Source organism: Roseovarius pacificus, assembly GCF_900142665.1.
GTDB lineage: Bacteria > Pseudomonadota > Alphaproteobacteria > Rhodobacterales > Rhodobacteraceae > Roseovarius > Roseovarius pacificus.
Map to the genome: position 1 here is coordinate 1,106,738 of NZ_FRBR01000001.1, position 18,745 is coordinate 1,125,482.

18 protein-coding genes and 2 tRNA genes are annotated in these 18,745 nt (G+C 62.4%); 6 read left to right on the forward strand and 14 right to left on the reverse strand.

From position 1 onward, the window contains the following. The first annotated feature begins 471 nt into the window (after nt 1-471). The gene (locus BUB53_RS05240) at nt 472-3,720 is read left to right on the forward strand and encodes a phage tail length tape measure family protein (RefSeq protein WP_073033489.1); all 3,249 of its coding nucleotides are present in this window, start codon (nt 472-474) and stop codon (nt 3,718-3,720) included. Between the two features lie 760 nt (nt 3,721-4,480). Here the strand turns inward: BUB53_RS05240 and BUB53_RS05245 are convergent. The 10 genes from BUB53_RS05245 to BUB53_RS05290 all read right to left on the reverse strand — a co-directional run bounded on the left by BUB53_RS05245 (nt 4,481) and on the right by BUB53_RS05290 (nt 11,391). Next, nucleotides 4,481-4,555: transfer RNA gene (locus tag BUB53_RS05245), tRNA-Phe, on the reverse strand. A 79-nt stretch (nt 4,556-4,634) separates the two neighbouring features. Continuing rightward, nucleotides 4,635-4,817, reverse strand: a complete 183-nt coding sequence (locus tag BUB53_RS05250) for a DNA gyrase inhibitor YacG (protein WP_073033491.1) — start codon at nt 4,815-4,817, stop codon at nt 4,635-4,637. Then, nucleotides 4,814-5,839, reverse strand: coding sequence for a ribonuclease E/G (locus BUB53_RS05255; protein WP_073033493.1), 1,026 nt, complete (start codon nt 5,837-5,839; stop codon nt 4,814-4,816). The genes BUB53_RS05250 and BUB53_RS05255 overlap by 4 nt, the downstream gene beginning before the upstream one ends. Beyond that, nucleotides 5,836-6,414, reverse strand: a complete 579-nt coding sequence (locus BUB53_RS05260) for a Maf family protein (protein ID WP_073033738.1) — start codon at nt 6,412-6,414, stop codon at nt 5,836-5,838. The genes BUB53_RS05255 and BUB53_RS05260 overlap by 4 nt, the downstream gene beginning before the upstream one ends. Nucleotides 6,415-6,480: 66 nt before the next feature. Continuing rightward, the gene (gene infA, locus BUB53_RS05265; protein WP_023849011.1) at nt 6,481-6,699 is read right to left on the reverse strand and encodes a translation initiation factor IF-1; all 219 of its coding nucleotides are present in this window, start codon (nt 6,697-6,699) and stop codon (nt 6,481-6,483) included. Between the two features lie 82 nt (nt 6,700-6,781). Next, nucleotides 6,782-7,666, reverse strand: a complete 885-nt coding sequence (locus BUB53_RS05270) for a carbon-nitrogen hydrolase family protein (protein WP_073033739.1) — start codon at nt 7,664-7,666, stop codon at nt 6,782-6,784. Between the two features lie 135 nt (nt 7,667-7,801). Further along, a complete protein-coding gene (lysM, locus tag BUB53_RS05275) occupies nt 7,802-8,230 on the reverse strand; it encodes a peptidoglycan-binding protein LysM (protein ID WP_073033495.1) in 429 nt (142 codons plus the stop codon). 72 nt (nt 8,231-8,302) lie between these two features. Then, the gene (locus BUB53_RS05280; protein WP_073033497.1) at nt 8,303-10,099 is read right to left on the reverse strand and encodes an ABC transporter transmembrane domain-containing protein; all 1,797 of its coding nucleotides are present in this window, start codon (nt 10,097-10,099) and stop codon (nt 8,303-8,305) included. A 126-nt stretch (nt 10,100-10,225) separates the two neighbouring features. Continuing rightward, nucleotides 10,226-10,299: transfer RNA gene (locus BUB53_RS05285), tRNA-Gly, on the reverse strand. A 264-nt stretch (nt 10,300-10,563) separates the two neighbouring features. Further along, on the reverse strand, nt 10,564-11,391 hold the full coding sequence (locus BUB53_RS05290; RefSeq protein ID WP_073033500.1) for an SDH family Clp fold serine proteinase: 828 nt from the start codon (nt 11,389-11,391) through the stop codon (nt 10,564-10,566). A 170-nt stretch (nt 11,392-11,561) separates the two neighbouring features. Here BUB53_RS05290 and BUB53_RS05295 point away from each other — a divergent pair, with 170 nt between their 5' ends. Then, nucleotides 11,562-11,900, forward strand: a complete 339-nt coding sequence (locus BUB53_RS05295; protein WP_073033740.1) for a hypothetical protein — start codon at nt 11,562-11,564, stop codon at nt 11,898-11,900. A gap of 14 nt (nt 11,901-11,914) precedes the next feature. Here BUB53_RS05295 and BUB53_RS05300 read toward each other — a convergent pair whose 3' ends face one another. Beyond that, on the reverse strand, nt 11,915-12,718 hold the full coding sequence (locus tag BUB53_RS05300; RefSeq protein ID WP_073033502.1) for an ABC transporter permease: 804 nt from the start codon (nt 12,716-12,718) through the stop codon (nt 11,915-11,917). A 132-nt stretch (nt 12,719-12,850) separates the two neighbouring features. On the opposite strand from BUB53_RS05300, the gene BUB53_RS05305 reads away from it, so the two are divergent. Next, nucleotides 12,851-13,432, forward strand: a complete 582-nt coding sequence (locus BUB53_RS05305; RefSeq protein WP_073033504.1) for a GcrA family cell cycle regulator — start codon at nt 12,851-12,853, stop codon at nt 13,430-13,432. A 61-nt stretch (nt 13,433-13,493) separates the two neighbouring features. On the opposite strand, the gene BUB53_RS05310 is transcribed toward BUB53_RS05305, so the two are convergent. Continuing rightward, on the reverse strand, nt 13,494-15,500 hold the full coding sequence (locus tag BUB53_RS05310) for an AsmA family protein (protein WP_073033506.1): 2,007 nt from the start codon (nt 15,498-15,500) through the stop codon (nt 13,494-13,496). A gap of 103 nt (nt 15,501-15,603) precedes the next feature. Here BUB53_RS05310 and rimO point away from each other — a divergent pair, with 103 nt between their 5' ends. The 3 genes from rimO (at nt 15,604) to cutA (ending at nt 18,163) form a co-directional block, all read left to right on the forward strand. Next, nucleotides 15,604-16,983 (forward strand): 30S ribosomal protein S12 methylthiotransferase RimO, encoded by a 1,380-nt coding sequence (gene rimO, locus BUB53_RS05315; protein WP_073033509.1) that lies wholly within the window; start codon nt 15,604-15,606, stop codon nt 16,981-16,983. A gap of 84 nt (nt 16,984-17,067) precedes the next feature. Next, complete coding sequence (trhA, locus tag BUB53_RS05320; protein ID WP_073033511.1) at nt 17,068-17,718, forward strand: PAQR family membrane homeostasis protein TrhA; 651 nt, start codon at nt 17,068-17,070, stop codon at nt 17,716-17,718. A 133-nt stretch (nt 17,719-17,851) separates the two neighbouring features. Continuing rightward, nucleotides 17,852-18,163: a divalent-cation tolerance protein CutA gene (cutA, locus tag BUB53_RS05325; protein WP_084728919.1), complete on the forward strand. Its 312-nt coding sequence runs from the start codon at nt 17,852-17,854 to the stop codon at nt 18,161-18,163. Between the two features lie 34 nt (nt 18,164-18,197). Here cutA and BUB53_RS05330 read toward each other — a convergent pair whose 3' ends face one another. Together BUB53_RS05330 and BUB53_RS23125 are read right to left on the reverse strand one after the other, a co-directional pair. Next, nucleotides 18,198-18,476: a DUF6455 family protein gene (locus BUB53_RS05330; protein ID WP_073033516.1), complete on the reverse strand. Its 279-nt coding sequence runs from the start codon at nt 18,474-18,476 to the stop codon at nt 18,198-18,200. Next, nucleotides 18,473-18,745, reverse strand: coding sequence for a DUF6455 family protein (locus tag BUB53_RS23125; protein ID WP_073033518.1), 273 nt, complete (start codon nt 18,743-18,745; stop codon nt 18,473-18,475). Before BUB53_RS23125 ends, BUB53_RS05330 begins: the two co-directional genes overlap by 4 nt.

Consider the following 18,745-nt stretch of genomic DNA (forward strand, 5'->3'; position numbering starts at 1 on the left):
AAAATCAATGCGATAGGGGGCTCCAAAGGGGGGTAACCCCGTACCCCATCGCGCGGCGTAGTAGCCGCGAGCGCGTTGTAGTGCAACTTGTTATGCACTTTTCATACAACCTGCCTGCAACTTCCAGCCGTTTTGTACAACTTTAGGGGTCCCACCCGCGACCCCCACCCCCCACCATTTGAATCGCAAATCGCCCTCCAAAAATGAAATCTTTGGGCGAAATATAGTTGCAGTGCATTTCGCGCGGTACGGGAAATCCCGTAACCCAAAACAGCCGATAGCTGCGCCACCCACCGCCTGACCGTTCCCGGTTTGTTCTTAGGCGTTTTCGCGCATCCGTGGTATTCTAGACCTACTCCAGTCAGTGCGCATTTTGCGCCAACTCCGGCGAAGTTTGCGGGCGATTTGCCTGCCACTGGTCACCCGCAAACTTCGCCACCCTTTCCAACATGCAGGCAAGAAGGAAGACCTATGGCAGAGACACACGAGCTACGCCTAAAAATAGACGCCGGTGCCGCAGAGTCCGGCGCAAAGAAATTCCGGGGCGCTATCGCCAGCGTCCGCAAAGCGGTGAATGACCTAGAGCGCGACACAAGCGGGGCTTTCACCAGCCTCAAGAGCCTCCCAAAAGTTGACGTGTCCGGGCTGAAAGCAGCCACGGCAGAGGCAAATCGCCTGTCAAAAGCCACCGCCGCCAGCGGGAACGCCAGCGACCGCGCCGCCGAAAACATCCGCAAGCTGGCCCTCCAATCTGCGAACGCTCTTCGAGTCAGTTCTGACCAAGCGAGCCGCCTTCGCGATAGACTCCTGAGTGTCGGCGATACCGCCGGTCTCGCCAAGCTGGAAGCCGGACTCGCCCGCCTTCGCACATCCTTGACGAATGCCACCAGCGGCCTAGACGTCCAAGAGTCGCGCAGTCAGTACAGTACGCTGGCCAGCGAGCTAAACCGGACCGCACGTGAAAGCGAAAGACTCCGGGCTGAGACCATTTCAGCAGCGCAGGCACAAGAGACCGCCGCTAACGCGGCCCGCACCCGCACAGAAGCATTGCAGCGCTTGCGTGCCGCCCACGACCCCCTTTTCGCGAATTCACAGCGCTATGAGCAAAGTTTGCGTGAGATTCAGCAGCTAGAAGACGCGGGCGTAATGAGCGCCCAGCGTGCCGCGCAGGCACGCGAACAGGCTAGTCAGACGCTTATGGCCGCGTCAGCGGCGAATACCCGATACGCCAAGACCGCCACCGTATCCAGCATGCACACAGCCAACATGGCCGCGCAGTTCAATGACATCGGCGTGATGCTAGCCGCCGGTCAGTCGCCCCTATTGCTCGCCGTTCAACAGGGCACGCAGGTATCGCAGGTTCTGAACATGATGGGCAATCGCGCATCAATTCTGGCCACGCTGAAAAGCGGATTCCTGTCCATGGTCAGCCCCGTGTCTCTGGTAACCGTGGGAGTCATCGCCCTAGGTGCGGCCATTATCCAGCATATCGGTAGCGCGATCCCCCCGACCGTGACTTTCAAGGACGCGATGGAAGACCTGAATGAATCCATCAGCAATGCCAGCAACGCCGCATCAAAAACAGATAGCTACGCCGCCCTTCGCGATGAATATGGCGCTGTGACAACCGAGGTGCTGCGCCTAATCGAAGTGCAAAAACAGCTTGCCCAAATCGACGCCCTTTCCGATCTTCGCGCCGCCCGAGATTCACTATCCGGCGAAAGCTTCGAAATCGGGTGGCTGAAATCACTTGCTGGATATGCCGACACCGCAGCGGGGCGCGCGCGCAGACTCCGGGACGAACTAGACCTAACAAAGGAAGCTGCAACCACATTGGAATCCTTGTGGTCCCGGTCGCGTGCGACGAACAACGCTGAGGAACTTGCCGACCTTTATGCGCAGATGCGCGAAACCATCATCGATTCCGTTGGCGGCGTCGAAAACCTCACCGGCGCGCAAGGGGAGCACGTTCGCAAGCTGACAGAAGCTGAGGATGCCGCGCGCCGCACGTCTGGTGCAATCGGCGGGGCCGTGGACCAGACGTATGCATGGGCCGGGGCAATGGCGGGCGTCCGAATGGAAATCGCCGCCATTCTTTCCAGTCTCGCCAGTATCGGTGGCGGTGTCCTTTCCAACGCGGCCCGGGCCTCAGAATTGACGGCCCTGAATGCGGGCAAAAACGTGCGAGCCGCCGCCGTGGAGCGCGAACGCTTCATGTTCAATCAAAAAATGGCCGCGAAAGAGATGCAGGCCAATGCAACCGGCGGAGTCGCGGGATGGGCGCAGAAACAGCTAATCGACGCAGAACGGCATCAGTTCAACGAGGGGCTTAGGTTGGATGCCCAGCTTGATGCGGCGAGGGAAGCGGCACGTAAGGCGGCGAAATCATCCAGCAAGGGTGGGGGCGGGTCCCGCAAGGCCGCGCTGACCGAGGAACAGAAGGCCACCGAAGAGCTAACCAAGAGCCTCAAAGATCGCCTCAATAGCTTGCAGGAAGAGCGAATTGAACTCGATCTAGTCGCGTCCGGTCAGTTCGAGACCGCCGAAGGCGCGCGCGCTATGGCTGAAGCGATGGTCGCAGGAGGGGGCGCGGTAGACAAAACTACGGCGGCAATGATCCGCCAGATCGACGCCGCCGCCAAGCTGAATGAAGAACTGAAAAGAGTCAGCGAAGACCCCGTCAAGAAATGGCGGGAGTCCGTGCCCACTTGGAAGGACGCCGCCACCGAAATCGAGATGGGGGCAATCAATCACGTGCGCGATGCCCTTTCAGAGATGATCCAGACAGGCAAGTTCGATATTGAATCCTTGGGCGAGGCCATTCTTGGTACCGTCGCCGATATCGTCGCTGACAAGGCGACAAAAGAGCTGCACACCCTGCTTGGCGGGGCAGACCGCGAAAACGGCGGACTTTTCGGGGGCCTGTTCGGTGGCTTCAAGTCTATCGGCGATCCTGAGACCCCCAATATCACCGGCGGGGAAGGTGCAGGCGTGGCACAGGGCGGCGCGCAGGCGGCGCAGGCCATATCCAGCGGTATGATTCAAGCAGGTCAGCAAGTATCGCAGCAGATCAACGCAGCCATGACTCAGGGCGGACAGCAAGCCGGTCAGCAGGCCCGTATGGGCCATGTGCAGGGCGGACAGTCGGCGGCGAATGCCACCCGCGCCGCAGGCATGCAGCACGGTCAGCAAGTCCGATCCGCCACAATGACCAGCGGTCAGCAGCACGCGACAAAAGTTAAAACGGCTATTGAAACCGGGGGCCAGCAACACGCCCAGATGATCCGTGGCGCGTCCGCCAGTGGTGGCGGTGGTGGTGGACTCCTGTCCGGCCTCTTCGGTGGCGACGGAATTGGCGGCATTTTGTCCATGGCGGTAGGGGCCTTCGCCGAAGGGGGCATGTCAAACAGCCCAGTCGGCATGGCGACTGCGCCGATCAGCGCCTTCCGGCACGCGCCCCACTTCTCAGCAGGTACGCCGAACACGTCTGGTATCCCTGCGATTCTGCACGACAATGAGGCCGTAGTAAATTTGACCAAGGGCCGGAAGATACCTGTAGAACTGAACGGCGACCCCGCTACGGGCGCAGGCGGCGGCGTGGTCAATAACTTTAACTGGAACGTCACCAGCCCCGACGCGGACAGCTTCCGTAGGTCGCAAAAGCAACTTGCATCCGATGCATTCAGCGCCAGCCGCCGCGCAGCAGCGGCAAACGAATAGGAGGCCAAACAAAATGGCATATAAATCACCACCAGCGCCGCACCCTCTGGGCATGCATCGCCCAACTATCGAAGAGCGGCGGCGCGAGCTTGGGCTAACGCCCTCAGGGTTCAAGGAAGGCGGGGGCGATCTAGCCGGAGCGGAAAAGGAAGCAATGGAACGGGAACTGCTAATGCGGGCTGACGCGAATTTGCCCGAGGGACTCGGCGGTGCCGGGGCATCAACGGACGATGACCCCCGCTAACGCGGGCAATTAGAAAAATCGAATATAGGTCATTGTGAGTCCCACCAGCGCTATCAACGTCCCGATGACCCATTTCCACTCACGCCCGAGAAACCCGACCACTACGTGCGCAGCGCGTGACGTCCAGTGCCGATGCGTGAATCCTCCGATGATAACGACTCCACTATCGTGATCATTCCTATAGGGCACATACGTACCCTTCCACCACGATCTAATCCGTCCCCGCATGCCTCACCTTACAGTCATTCGGCAACGTAACGCGCTACCGCCTCAAGTGCTTCTAGCTTGTCCGCCAGTAGATCGTCACCCCCGCTAACGCGGGGGATTTCCCGCATTAGCGGATAAACTGAGTCGCGCAGTCCACCCTTGCCATTCGTTTTTTGCCATGCTTTTGCCATGCTAAGGATGTGTGAAAAGCAAAAAATGCATACAAAATGGCACATAACGCCAAATTCAGCTTCAAGCCGAATTTCACCGTAACTACCTTGTTTTCAATGGGTTTTTCTGGGTTTTTGATGGTGCCCGGGGGCGGAATCGAACCACCGACACGAGGATTTTCAATCCACTGCTCTACCCCTGAGCTACCCGGGCACGGGGAACGCGTTTGCGTTCGGGTGGGCGTGTCTTAGGCGAGCGCGGGCGGGGTGTCCAGAGGGATCATTCAATTTTTTCAGTGCGGCTTGGCGCGTTGCCGCTCAACCTCGTCGAGGGCGCGTTCGATATCCTCGGGGTCGCGCGACGGCACGGCATATTCACCGCCCAGCCACTTGCCCAGATCGACATCGGCGCAGCGTTTGGAACAGAACGGACGAAAGCGCGGATCGGTCTCTTTTTCGCAGATCGGACAGCTCATCGGATCACCTCGCTCAGGGGAATGCGGTCGCGTTTGCGCTGTAGCTCGAAATGGCCCAGCGGCGTCCAGCCGACAAGGGCGGTCTCGACGATATCGGCGCGAAACGCCGCGCGCAGGGTGGTTTCGAACTGGCGGCGGTCCTTCTTGGCCATCGGGGCCGGGTCCATCACGACCTGCCCGCCAAGACCCCGCAGGCGCAATTGGCGCGGCAGGTCCCTGGCGGCGGCCAGGTTCGCCTTGAGCCCCGCCGCGGGCGAGGTATCGCCGCCCGTGTTCACATCCACCGCCACCAGTGCCCGTGTCGGCTCGACACTCATCGAGGCCCCTCCCCCCAGCGGTGCATCCGCCACGCGAAGCGCGTCGATCTGATCCAGCACGCCGTGATCGGCAAAGGACCCGGGCGCGGTATCCACCTGCGCCGGGGCGCTCCATCCCTGCCAGGCCAGCGCATGGGGGCCGTCGCCCTCGGTCAGTTTCTCGGGCCCGGTCCCGTCGGCGTCGCCCGTGACGGCCTGCGCCAGATCCTGCATGGTGCGGATATCTTCGGCAATCTCATCGTCTGCGGCCTCGGCACAGGACGAGCGCAGGATCAGCCCCATGTCCGAGTCGCCCATTTCCTCATGGGCAATGGCCAGCAGCACATCGCGCCGGTCATCGTCGCGGATGCTGCGCGACATGTTCAGCCCCGGCGCATCCGGGGTCACGATGGCATAACGGCTTTTGAACAGCACCTTCGCGGTCACCGGCAGCGCCTTGCCTGGTTCGGGGTATCCCGTCACCTGCACCAGGATCGGTTGGCCGGGGCGCAACCCCTTGATTTGCCGCAGAAACGCCGGACCATCGGGGGTGCGCAGGAACATGCCGCCCTGCCCTTTGACCGGACGGTCGGCGATGCCGCGATAGATCGCGCCGGGGCGCGGGGCGTCGCTGTCCAGAAACAGATCCTCCAGACGGCCATCGACCATCAGCGCGGCGGCTTCGGCCCCGTCCAGATGGTCCAGTGCGATCAATCGTCCCTTCATGCGTCCCCCTGATACACCGGATAGCCCGCGGCCTGCAAAAGCCCTGCGGTTTCACAGAGCGGCAGGCCCACCACCGCGGTGAACGAGCCCTGAATCCAGGGGATCAGCGCCCCTGCCGGCCCCTGAATACCATATCCGCCCGCCTTGCCCTGCCAGTCGCCGGTGGCGAGATAGGCGTTCAGTTCCTCGTCCGACAGCCGTTTCATCCTGACCGTCGTGACCACGTCACGCTCCCACAGCCGGTCGCCCCGGCGCACGGCCACCGCCGTGATCACCGTATGACGACGGCCCGACATGGCCAGCAGGAATTGCGCGGCCTCGCCCGCATCGGCGGGTTTGCCGAGGATGCGGCGGCCCAGTGCCACGGTGGTATCCGCCGACAGCACCACGTCATCGCTGTCCGCCCTCACCGCAAGCGCCTTTTCCCGCGCCATCCGGGCGCAATAGGGGCGCGGCAATTCGTTTTTCAATGGGGTTTCGTCTATGTCGGGCGGGCGGATGTCATCCGCCACCACCCCGATCTGCGCCAGCAGATCCCGCCTGCGCGGGCTGCCCGATCCGAGGATCAAACGCATTTTCGTCATAGCATTCCGCATCCTGTCCGAAAACCGGCATCCGCCCGAGGGATGCGGATATCGCGCTTACTTGAAGCGATAGTTGATCCGACCCTTGGTCAGATCGTAAGGGGTCATTTCCACCTGAACCCGGTCGCCAGCCAGAACACGGATGCGGTTCTTGCGCATCTTGCCTGCCGTGTGTGCGATGATTTCATGGCCGTTATCCAGCTCGACCCGAAACGTCGCATTCGGCAGGAGTTCCTTCACGACACCGGGAAATTCGAGCGTATCTTCCTTGGCCATGGTCTCTCCTTCGTTGCACGGCCCACCAATTCGTGAGCCGCGCCTTAAATGGGACCATTTGCCGTGTTTTTCAAGCGTATAATCAGCGCAGGCGGGTTGTTGTGGCTTTCTCGACGCGGCCGGGCTGTTCGTCCCAGTGGCTGCGGTTCAGCACCACGCCGTCCGCGCGCACCCGTTCGACCAGATGCGGATCGGCCTGCGCAAAGGTCCATCCGGGGCGGTTCAGCTGCCCTTCGGCAATCACGCCGGTGGGCGGGAACCCGGTATCGGGCGGGCCGAACACGCCCCCCATGCCGGTGTTTTCATCCACCGCCGGGCACCACGCCGCATCCCCCACGTTCGAGGCCATCGCCACAACGCATTGATTTTCCAGCGCCCGCGCCATCGCTCCGATCCGCACCCGCCAATAGCCCGCCAACGCCTCGGTGGCCGAGGGCACGAGGATCACGTCGGCCTCCGCCAGCGCCCGGCCAAGCAGCGGGAACTCGCTGTCATAGCAGATCAGGATACCGATCCTGCCCAGCGCCGTGTCGAACAGGGTCAGCGGCCCGCCGGGAATCACGTCCCATTCCTCACGTTCGAAGCGGGTCATGATCTGCTTGTCCTGCACCCCGCAGCCGCCCTGCGGCGTGAACAGGCGCGCGCGGTTGACCGGGCGCTCGCCCAGCGCCGCGTCGAACACCGGGGCCGAGGCGGCGCAGATATGCACCCCGAATTTCGCCGCCAGTTCGGAATGCAACTCATCCACCTGTGGCAGCCAGCGGGCCACCGCATGCAGGGCGCGCTCCAGATCGCCCGCCGCCTCGGGGCCGTCCAGCATGGCCAGTTCCATCGCGCCGTATTCGGGGAACAGCAACAGATCGGCCCCCTGCCCTGCGGCATCGGCCACCCAGTCGCGCAGCTTGTCGGCATAGGCCTGCCAGCCTTGCACGGGGTCCAGCGGATAGGCGGCGGTGGCGATCTTCATCAATGGCATCCCTTACGTCCCGAAAGAACAGCTACCCCGCCAAACGCGCCCTGTAAACGCCCCCGGAAAACCGCCCATGAAAAAGGCCCCGCCCGATCGGGGGCAGGGCCGCATCATTCAGGTAGCAATGGCCGATCAGGCCATGGTGCCGTCCTGCGGAATGCGCAGCTTCTGACCGGGGTAAATCTTGTCCGGGTCGCTCAGCATCGGGCGGTTGGCCTCGAAAATCTTCTGATACTCCGCCCCGTTGCCCAGGGTCTTTTCGGCAATTGCCCACAGGGTGTCGCCCTTCTGGACCTCGTGGAACACCGGATCGGCGCCCCCGGCATTGTCCTCGACCGCGGCAATCCCTTCGAGGTTGCCCACCGCCATGATGATTTTTTCCTTGGCGTCCTGGCTGGCCGCCTGTCCGGACACCTTGACCACGTCACCGTCCACGGTGATGTCCAGCCCTTCGGTATCCAGCCCCAGATCGCTGACTTCCTGCTGCACCTTCTCGGCGCTCGGCTCGTCCCCGCCAAACAGCGACTTGCCGGTGTCCTTCATGAAACTCCAGAGGCCCATTCGTACTCTCCCGTTGCGAAATGATAGGCCCATCATTGCCGCACCGCCCGCAGGCGCAAGGGGGAAACTCGCCTAAGCCGCCTCACCGTCGGTGAATTGCAGACGCGCCAGCCGCGCATAAAGCCCGCCCTCGGCCACCAGCGCCTCGTGGGTGCCCTGCGCCACGATGCGCCCGGCCTCCATCACAATGATCCGGTCGGCCTTTTTCACCGTCGCCAGCCGATGCGCCACGATGATCGTGGTACGGGTGCGCGCCATCTTCTCGACCGCCGTCTGCACCGCACGTTCGCTTTCGGCGTCCAGCGCACTTGTCGCCTCGTCCAGCAACAGCACCGGCGCATCGCGCAGAATGGCCCGTGCAATGGCGATGCGCTGTTTCTGGCCGCCCGACAACATCACGCCACGCTCGCCCACATAGGTGTCATAGCCCTCGGGCAGCGCGGTGATGAAATCATGCGCGGCGGCAGCCTTCGCCGCCTCTTCGACTTCGGCGTCGGAGGCGTCCAGCCGCCCGAAACGGATGTTCTCCCGCGCCGAGGTGGCAAAGATCACCGGGTCCTGCGGCACCAGCGCCAGCTCCTGCCGGAAATCGCTGCGCGCCATGTCGCTCAACGCGATTCCGTCCAGCGTGATGCGCCCCCCGACGGGGTCGTAAAACCGCTGGATCATCTGGATCACGCTGGTCTTGCCCGCCCCGGACGGCCCCACCAGCGCGATGGTTTCCCCCGGTGCGACATTCAGGTCGAAATCGTTCAACGCCGGAATATCGGGCCGCGCGGGATAGGCGAACTGCACGTTCTCGAACGCGATTTCGCCGCGCACCGGGCGCGGCAGCGCCACCGGACTGGCAGGGTCCTGCACCTTGTCCTCGGCGCGCAGCAATTCGACAAGGCGCTCGGTCGCGCCCGCCGCGCGCTGCAACTCGCCCCAGATTTCCGACAGGGCCGCCACGGCCCCCGCCACCATGACCGAATAGATCACGAACTGCACCAGCGTCCCGGCCGTCATCGTGCCCGCGCGCACATCGTTCGCGCCGATCCACAACACGCCGACGATCCCGGTAAACACGAGGAAAATCACGATCACCGTCATCGCGGCGCGGGTGGTGATCCGGCGGCGCGCCGAATCGAAACTCTGCTCGGTCACCCCGGCAAAGGCCGCGCGGCTGGCCGTTTCATGGGTAAAGGCCTGCACCGTCTGCACCGATTGCAGCGCCTCCGAGGCATTGCCCGAACTGTTGGCGATCCAGTCCTGGTTTTCCCGGCTCAGCTTGCGCAGCTTGCGCCCCATGGTCAGGATCGGCACGATCACCAGCGGCACCAGCAGCAGAACCATGCCCGTCAGCTTGGCCGAGGTCAGCAGCATCAGCCCCAGACCGCCCACGAAAATCAGCAGGTTGCGCAGCGCGATCGACACGGACGAGCCGATCACCGACAGGATCAGCGTGGTATCGGTGGTGATCCGGCTCAGCACCTCGCCGGTCATGATTCCCTCGAAAAACGCCGGGCTCATGCCGATCACGCGGTCGAACACCGCCTTGCGGATATCGGCCACCACCCGCTCGCCCAGCCGCGTCACCAGCGCATAACGCAGCCCCGTGCCAATCGCCAGAAGCGCGGCGATGCCAAGGGCCGCCATGAAATACTGATCCAGCACCGCGCCGTCTTCGGCCCCGAAATTATCGACCACCCGGCGCACCGCCATCGGCAGGATCAGCGACACCGTCGCCGTCAGCGTCAGCGCCAGCAGCGCGGCCAGCACCAGCAGGCGATAGGGCTTCAGAAAGGGCCACAACTCGGCCAGCGCGCCCACTTCCTTCGACTTGTCGCGTTCGATCATATCTGCGCCGTTCGAGGCTCTGCGCACCATGGTGTGTTTCCTTCGGCCTGTTCGGTCACGGTTCTTGGCCGCGCAGACGCGCCGGGTCAAGTGCGCAGATTAGCCGCAGGCAGGGTGAAAGCGCCTGTTTTTCGTCGTGATCGGGGAAATTCAGGTTGGAGCGGGCAGCGGGAATCGAACCCGCACCAAGAGCTTGGAAGGCTCGTGTGATACCATTTCACCATGCCCGCTCAACTGCGCGACGGGATACGTCATGGCGCATCGGGGGTCAAGCGGATCGTCGCGGCCTGTTGGGCGACGGACCGCGTTTGCGGTCGATCCGGCATTTTGGGTTCGTACAAAACCACGGGTGGTTTCGTACAAACGGTACGCGGTCGCCTTGTTAACCACGGCGATATACCGATCCGACACCGACGCGATACCGACGTATTACCGATGCGATACCGAACGCCGTTTTGTCTTGTTAACCAGTGGCTTGCCCTGATTCGCGTCCCTCACCCCATTTTGCGCCCCGGCGGGTCGAACGGCAGGAACTCGACCGCGCTCTGCTTGACCGGCGCAGGGTAGAGTTTCATCAGGTCCAGAACTTCCGGCGGCATCCCCACGGTGATCGCCAGGCCCAGCTCGCCCGCCTCTTCCGGGGTCAGCGCATAGTCATGGGTCCACGTCCCCGAGGCCAGCTTATGCGCCAGCGCCTCGGCCTTGTCGCGCTCCATCCGCGGGGTCATGATCTCGACCGCACCGCGCGTCACCTGCCGGATCGCCTTGTCGCTGACATCGGCCAGCACCATCGCCACATCCGACACATGCTCGACCGGCTTGGCATCCCGCGCGGCAATGATCGACGCGGCGGAAATCCCCATGATCTGCGGGTCGATCGGCCCCAGCATGGAAAACTCGCCCATCACGATTTCATCCGCCGCGAGGGCGATCAGGGTGCCCCCCGACATCGCATAAATCGGAACGAAAACAGTGACTTTCGCCGGGTGCGCCTCGACCGCGCGGGCAATCTGCATGGCCGCGATCACCAGCCCGCCGGGGGTGTGCAGCACCAGGTCGATGGGCGTATCCTTGGGCGTCGCCTTGATCGCGGAAATGATGGATTGCGCATCCTCGAGGTCGATCATCCGCGACACGTTCATGCCGAAGAAATTGCGCTTTTCCTGCCGGTGAATCATGGTGATGACGCGGCTTTTGCGCTTGCGCTCGATGCTGCGGATCGCCTGTTCGCGGCGAAACCCGAACACCCGCCCCGCCAGCAGCGGTTGCAGGATCATGACCATGAAAACAATGAAGAATAATGTGGAAAGACTGAAATCCATGGGACCTCCGGAGACGCTTGCACAGGCATCCTCGCAGGTCGGGCTGAGGTTGTGAATTGAAAAATCCCCGCCAATCGGGCAATGATCGCTCAGAGCAGGGAAAACCATCGGCGATGCGGCGAAAACGAAACAAACTCCGCCAGATCGTCAAGGAAAACAGGGCAGACAGGATGAAACAGGCATTGGTTATCGGGTGTGTGGCTCTTCTGGCCGGTTGCGGAGGAGGAGGCGACAAACGCCTGCCGCCCGGCGCCGTCCCCATCGCCTCGGGGCCGATCAGCAACGCCTGCATGGCGTCCGACCGCAAGGCGCGCTCGCACCGCCTGTGCGGCTGCATTCAGGCGGCAGCGGATCAGACCCTCAGCCGCTCGGAACAACGCCGCGCGGTCACCTTCTATTCCGACCCGCATCGCGCACAGGAAATCCGCCAGTCCGACCGCCCTGCGGATGAACGTTTCTGGCTGGCCTACAAGGCTTATGGCGAATATGCCGAGCGGTTATGCCGTTGAAAATCCGATGAATTTCAGGCCTTTAGCCGATATCCCCGCCCGAACATGACCCAGGCCACCATCAAGATCGCCAGCGTCGCGGCGAGACCGATCGCCAGGCCCAGAACGGGCGAGCTGTCGGACACCCCGATCATCCCATAGCGCACCCCGTCGATCATATAGAAGATCGGATTGAAATGGGTGATCTCGTTGAGCACCGGCGGTAGCGCCTGAACCGAATAGAACGTGCCGGACAGGAACGCCAAAGGCGTGACCACGAAGTTCGTGATCGCTGCCATCTGGTCGAATTTATTGGCAAAAATACCGGCAACCATGCCCAACCCCGAGAGGAACCCCGCCCCCAGCAAGACAAAGACCAGCGCCCAAAGCGGATGCGCGGGAAGCATCCCGCGAAAGACGAACAGGCCAGCCGCGATGGCCACGGCCACCAACAGGCCGCGCCCGACCCCACCCGCCATATAGCCGATCACCATCTCTCCGGGGCTGATCGGCGGCATCAGGGTATCGACGATATTGCCCTGCACCTTCGAGATCACGATGGAGGACGAGGTATTGGCAAAGGCATTCTGGATCACCGTCATCATCATGATGCCCGGCGCAATGAAGGTGGTGAAATCCACGCCCATCACGTCGCCCCTCCGGGGGCCGATCGCGATCGAGAAAATCACCATGAACAACCCTGCCGTGACCAGCGGCGCCAGCAGGGTCTGGGTCCAGACCGCCAGGAACCTCTGAACCTCGCGAGATGCCAGTGTATAAAGCCCCAGCCAGTTGACCCGGCCAAAGCGTCGCGTGCCCATTTCCGTGCTGCCTGCCATGCTGTCCTCTTATGTATCGGGTGGACGATTCGATGCCTTGTAACTTACCGGTGAGTGATTAGAATAGGGCCGATATCGGATTTTGCAGGGCGGCGCGGGCAACCGGCCGCCTTTTGAGATAGGAAAAGCACCATGTCCTGGAGCGACGAACGCGTCGAATTGCTGAAAAAACTATGGGGCGAAGGGCAATCCGCCAGCCAGATCGCCAAGGAACTGGGCGGCGTGACCCGCAACGCGGTGATCGGCAAGGTGCATCGCCTCGGCCTGTCCAACCGCAACGGCTCCGGCGGCGGGGCCGCTTCGGAAAGCGCGGCCAAGGCCAAACCCGCCCCCAAGGCCGAGGCCAAGGCGAAACCCGCCGCCAAACCGGCCCCCAAGCCCGATCCCAAACCCGCAGCCGAGGAAAAACCCGCAGCCGCCCCGGTTTCACGCGTCAAACAGATCATTCCGGCCGGTCAACCCTTGCCGCCACAGCCTTCGGCAAACGAAATCGACCCCGAGGCCCTGGCAAAGGTGAGCGAGATCGAAAAAAAGGCCAAGAAACTGACGCTTATGGAGCTGACCGAGCGGACCTGCAAATGGCCCGTGGGCGACCCGGCAACCGAGGATTTCTGGTTCTGCGGCCTGCCCGTTCAATCCGGCAAACCCTATTGCGAGGCCCATGTCGGCGTGGCCTTCCAGCCCATGAGCAGCCGCCGCGACCGCAAACGCTAGGTCGGGATAACCTGCGACTTGATGGCCGGGCGCGTTCAACACGGACGCGCCCGATTTCTGTCTACTCGAACAATTTCAAAAGGCCCTTGGCCGCCTCGTTCTCCAGTTTCTTCTGGAAGGCATCTTCAAGCGACTGGCCCTCATCCACCGTGACCCCCAGTTCTTTTTCGATGGTCCGGTTGATTTCCTTCTGGGCTTTTTCTTCCATCTTCTTGCGCTCTTCGCGCACCTTCTGCTCCAGCTTTTCCTTTTCTGCCTCCAGGTTCAGGTCGATGGCCTTTTCGAGATCGGGGGTAATGCGCGGGCTGGCCCACGGGCCGCGAATACGCACCGGAATCGCCAGCCCCTTGCGGTTCTCGCCCTCCAGCAGCGTGGGCGTGAACAGATAGTCGATGTCGCGTGCCCCCAGTCCGATACGGCCCTCACCCTGGGCGCGGGCAAGGGGCAAGCTTAGCAGCAGATCGGTGTTATACAGGTTGCCCTTGTTCATTGTGAAACTGGCGCTCAGGCTGTCGAATACGGTGGTGCCGCCGCTCAGGTCTCCCGACCGCATCAGCCGGTCCAGGTCGATTCCCGAGATCACACCGCGCGCCGTTTTGATCGCACCGTCCCCGCTGAGGCTGTTCATGATCGCGTGCAGGGATTGGCCCACCCCAAGAAAGCTGACCTCGGCATCGCCGGTGGTGGAGAACCGTGAAATATCGACCGCATCGGTGAGGAAGGTTTTCATGTCGATCCCCCCCGCCTTGATCTTGCCGCCCACCGACAGGCCGGAACGGTTGTTCATCACGAACTCCCCGGTGATCAGCCCGCCATACGCCTGCAATTCCCGCAGTTCGAACACTGCGCGCGAACGGTCCAGCGTCATCAGGCTGCGGGTTTTACCCAGTTTGAAATCCCCGAGGTTCACGCTGTCGGCCAGCAACGCCACCTCGGCATCGGCCAGGGCCAGTGCACTGACGTCAATCGGGGCTTTCGACCAGCCATCCGTGGGCACGTTGCCGCCACCGGCAGCCCCTGCCCCGCCGCCTCCTCCGCTCCCGTCCGAGGACGCGGCCAGAGCCGAGAAATCCAGCGCCCCGGCACGCAGTTGCGCGTTCACCCGCGGCTTGGCCCCACCCAGATAGATATCGGCCGCCCCGGTCAGGCTGTTGTTGTCCAGCGCGATGCCCGTGTCACGCAACGACAGGCGCATTTCCTCGGTCAGGGTCAGATCGGTTTCAAGCGTTGTCGCGCGCCCGAACCCCTGGGGAATATCGACACCCGACACCCCGAGCGCAGCCAGAAAACGCGCGGTATTCTCCAGATCGGCGCTCAGGCGCCCACCTATCTGCGGCTGCATCCCGGCCCGGCCCACGAAGGACAGTTTGCCACCCGGCGCCGAAACATCGGCCCGAATATCCGAAACCCCGCCGGCGATGAAATTGCCAACCTTTTCGAGCTGTCCTGAAATCGCGACAGCCTGGCCAGCCGGGCTGAGTGACGCCTCAAGCGTCGCGGCGCCGTCGTAATCGGGCCAGCGCAGATCGAAATCCATATCCGCCATGTCGATCCGCTCGCCCGTCCCGTGATCGACATAGGACAGCGCCGCATCGGTGATCAACGCCCGGTCGAGCGTCAGCGACAACCGCTCGGATCGCGCGGGCTGCCCATCGCCGGCCTGCCCCGAGGACGCAACGCCCTCGACCCCCAACTCCCAGTTCACACGGCCATTTGCGGCACGCTCCAGCAGGATCTGAGGCTTGACCGCCTCAAGCCCGGTAATGCGAATGTCGCCACCGAACAGTGCCGTCGGTTCGACCCCGATTTTCAGGCTGTCGGCCTTCAGCATCGGCCCAGCATCGGACCAGTCGGCATTGGCCACCGTGACCGCCCCGGTACTGACCCCCAGAACCGGGTAGAAACTGACGGTCGTATCGCCCGTCATGGTGACCTTGCGACCGGTCGCATTGCTGATCTGTTCCGCCGCGATGCGCGCGATCCGGTCACCGGGCAACATGAACAACGACACAACCGCGACCAGAGCCAAAACGATTACAAGCCCGATCAGGCGCAACAGCCACCGCATACCAGTTCTCCTTCGCTACCTTCGTGAAATGTAAGACCGCACCGGGTTGCCAACAACTGCTTTTCCCTTCCCGCACGGCCCACACTGGATTATACGCCCGTGCATGAGCACCAATCCCCCCGACCTGCGGCCCGATCTGGCCCGCGCCCGCGTGACCGAAACCGCCCGTCAGGGCCAGCCCACCATCGGCATGGTCAGCCTTGGCTGTCCCAAGGCCCTGGTGGACAGCGAACGCATCCTGACCCGCCTGCGGGCGGAAGGGTACGGGATTTCGTCCGCCTATTCCGGGGCCGACGCGGTGATCGTCAACACCTGCGGGTTTCTGGATTCCGCCAAGGCCGAGTCGCTGGAGGCCATCGGCGAAGCTCTGAACGAAAACGGGCGGGTGATCGTGACCGGCTGTCTCGGGGCAGAGCCCGACTACATCACCGGCGCGCACCCCAGGGTGCTGGCGGTCACGGGACCGCACCAGTACGAACAAGTGCTGGACGCCGTGCATGCCGCCGTGCCGCCCGCACCCGATCCTTTTGTCGATCTGTTGCCCGCGTCGGGCGTCAAACTGACCCCGCGGCATTACAGCTATCTCAAGATTTCCGAGGGCTGCAATCACAAGTGCAGGTTCTGCATCATCCCCGACATGCGCGGCAAGCTGGCCAGCCGCCCGGCCCATGCGGTGTTGCGCGAGGCCGAAAAGCTGGTCGAGAACGGCGTGCGCGAACTGCTGGTCATCAGCCAGGACACAAGCGCCTATGGCGTGGATATCAAACACGCAGAAACGAATGGCCATCGTGCGCATATCACCGATCTGGCCCGAGATCTGGGTGGCCTCGGGGCATGGGTGCGGCTGCACTACGTCTATCCCTATCCACATGTGCGCCAGTTGATTTCCCTGATGGCCGAGGGACTGGTGCTGCCCTATCTGGATATCCCGTTTCAACACGCGCACCCCGATACGCTGAAACGCATGGCGCGTCCTGCCGCTGCGGCCCGGACACTTGACGAGATCGCGGCATGGCGCCGGGATTGCCCGGAGATCACCCTGCGTTCCACCTTCATCGTTGGCTATCCCGGCGAAACCGAGGATGAATTCCAGACCCTGCTGGACTGGCTGGACGAGGCGCAACTGGATCGTGTGGGGTGTTTCAAGTACGAAAACGTGGATGGGGCACGTTCGAACGACTTGCCCCATCATGTGCCCGAAGACATCAAGCAGGATCGGTGGGAACGCTTCATGCAAAAGGCGCAGGCCATTTCCGAAGCGAAACTTGCCGCCAGGGTCGGTACCCACCAGCAGGTGATCGTTGACGATATCGACGCCGACGGCATTGCCACCTGCCGCACCAAGGGCGATGCGCCGGAAATAGACGGCTGCCTTTTCATCGACGAAGGCACCGAAGCGCTCAGCGTGGGGGATCTGGTTACTGTCGAGGTTGACGAAGCCGGCGAGTATGACCTGTGGGGTCGCTTGATTGCACCGGGTTGAGACTGGGACCGACATCTCCTGCGTCTTTTCGAAAAATTCTATGATATTATCCTGATGTTTACTTTTGTCTGACAGACAGGAGGCATGATCGACTTGTCCTATCCCGACTACACCCGTGCCGAACGCATCGCCGATGGCGTCGTGCATGTTGCCGGCATCGTTGCCGCGCTGATCGGAATCGCGGTTCTGTTCGCCCTGTGGGCTTTTCAGATGGATGGACCGACGCTGGCAGCAACGGTTCTGTACTGCACCGCCCTTGTCATGATGCTTACGGCCTCGGCGACGTATCATATGGCGGCGCACACTTCGGCCCGGCCAATTTTACGGCGGCTGGATCATGCTGCAATCTTCGTCAAGATCGCAGGCACCTTCACACCTCTCGGTGTCGTCCTTGGAACGGCATTCGGATATGTCGTTCTGACTGTGGTCTGGGCCTGCGCCCTGATCGGGGCCGGGATGAAATTGATGACCGCACCGGGCAAGATGACAACCGGGTGGGTGCCCTACATGGCGCTTGGATGGGCCGGGCTCGCCCTGTTTATTCCGCTCGTGCCGGTTCTGCCGGTGCTGAGCCTGACAATGATCGTGGCCGGGGGTCTGCTGTATACGGGTGGCGTGGCGTTTTATTGCCGGGAAGACCTGCGGTTTTCCAATGCCATATGGCATATCTTCATCGTGATCGCCTCGGCCTGCTTCTTTGTCGGGATCACCGCCGCCGTGGCGCAAGGCAGCTAGGCTCGCTCCATGCGATACTGCGTGGCATCAACCGGCACACAGGCGAATTCGTACCAACCCGCTTAACAGAATCCCAGACACGGGTTAGGCTGATCCCCGACCCATCGACCATGGCCAAAAAGGGATGCTCGCCATGATCCACGTAAGCACCACCTGCCCCGATCTCGACGCGGCGCGGATGCTGGCCAGTTCTGCGCTCGAGGCGCGTCTGGCGGCCTGTGCAAACATCACGCCGGGACTGATCAGCCTGTTTCACTGGCAAGGCGCAATCGAAGAAGAACAAGAAGTCCTGCTGACGCTCAAGACCCGTGCGGACCTGCGCCAGCCCCTGACCCGAATGCTGGAAGCGGATCACCCATACGACCTGCCCGTCATAACATGGGAAGATGTCGGCAGCACCTCTGACGCCGCCGCATGGTTGTCCGAGGAAACGGGCGGCGACTGACGCCCGCCCGACGGCGCAAGCCGACAGTCTGCCCCTAGGCTTTCAGCTCAGCCGCCAGCCGGTTGAGGATGTCGGCATTCGGACAATGATCAGGCGCGCGGGCGGCCGAAGCGGCGTTCGACGCCAGCCATGCTTCGCATGTTTCGACATGCTGACATTTGCGGCACCGCGTCACGAGGGCCGAATATTCCTGCACATTCAGGCATCCATTGGCCATGGCCTCGGACAAATTGACATACGCGGCCCGCGCAACCGAACGTGTCAGCCAGAAATGCAGCGTCGGATCGCCAAGGCGGGCTACGTGTGCAGTCATGTGCAGTCCAACTCTTCTTCGATCTTCAAAAGCGCCAGCCGTGCCCGGTTGCAGCATCGTGCCGGTATATGACGAGGTCCGGGAGTGCGGCGTAACCACGATTGACATCCGTCAGGCCAGCTACAGGCGCGGCAGCGACCGACCATGCCAGCCCATTCCTGCGTGCTGATTCGCCCTTCGCGAAACGCCCTGGCCAGATCGACCTGGGTGGCTTTCGCCATATCCTGCAACAACCAATAGTGACGGCATTGCGACCCGATCGGTTTCAT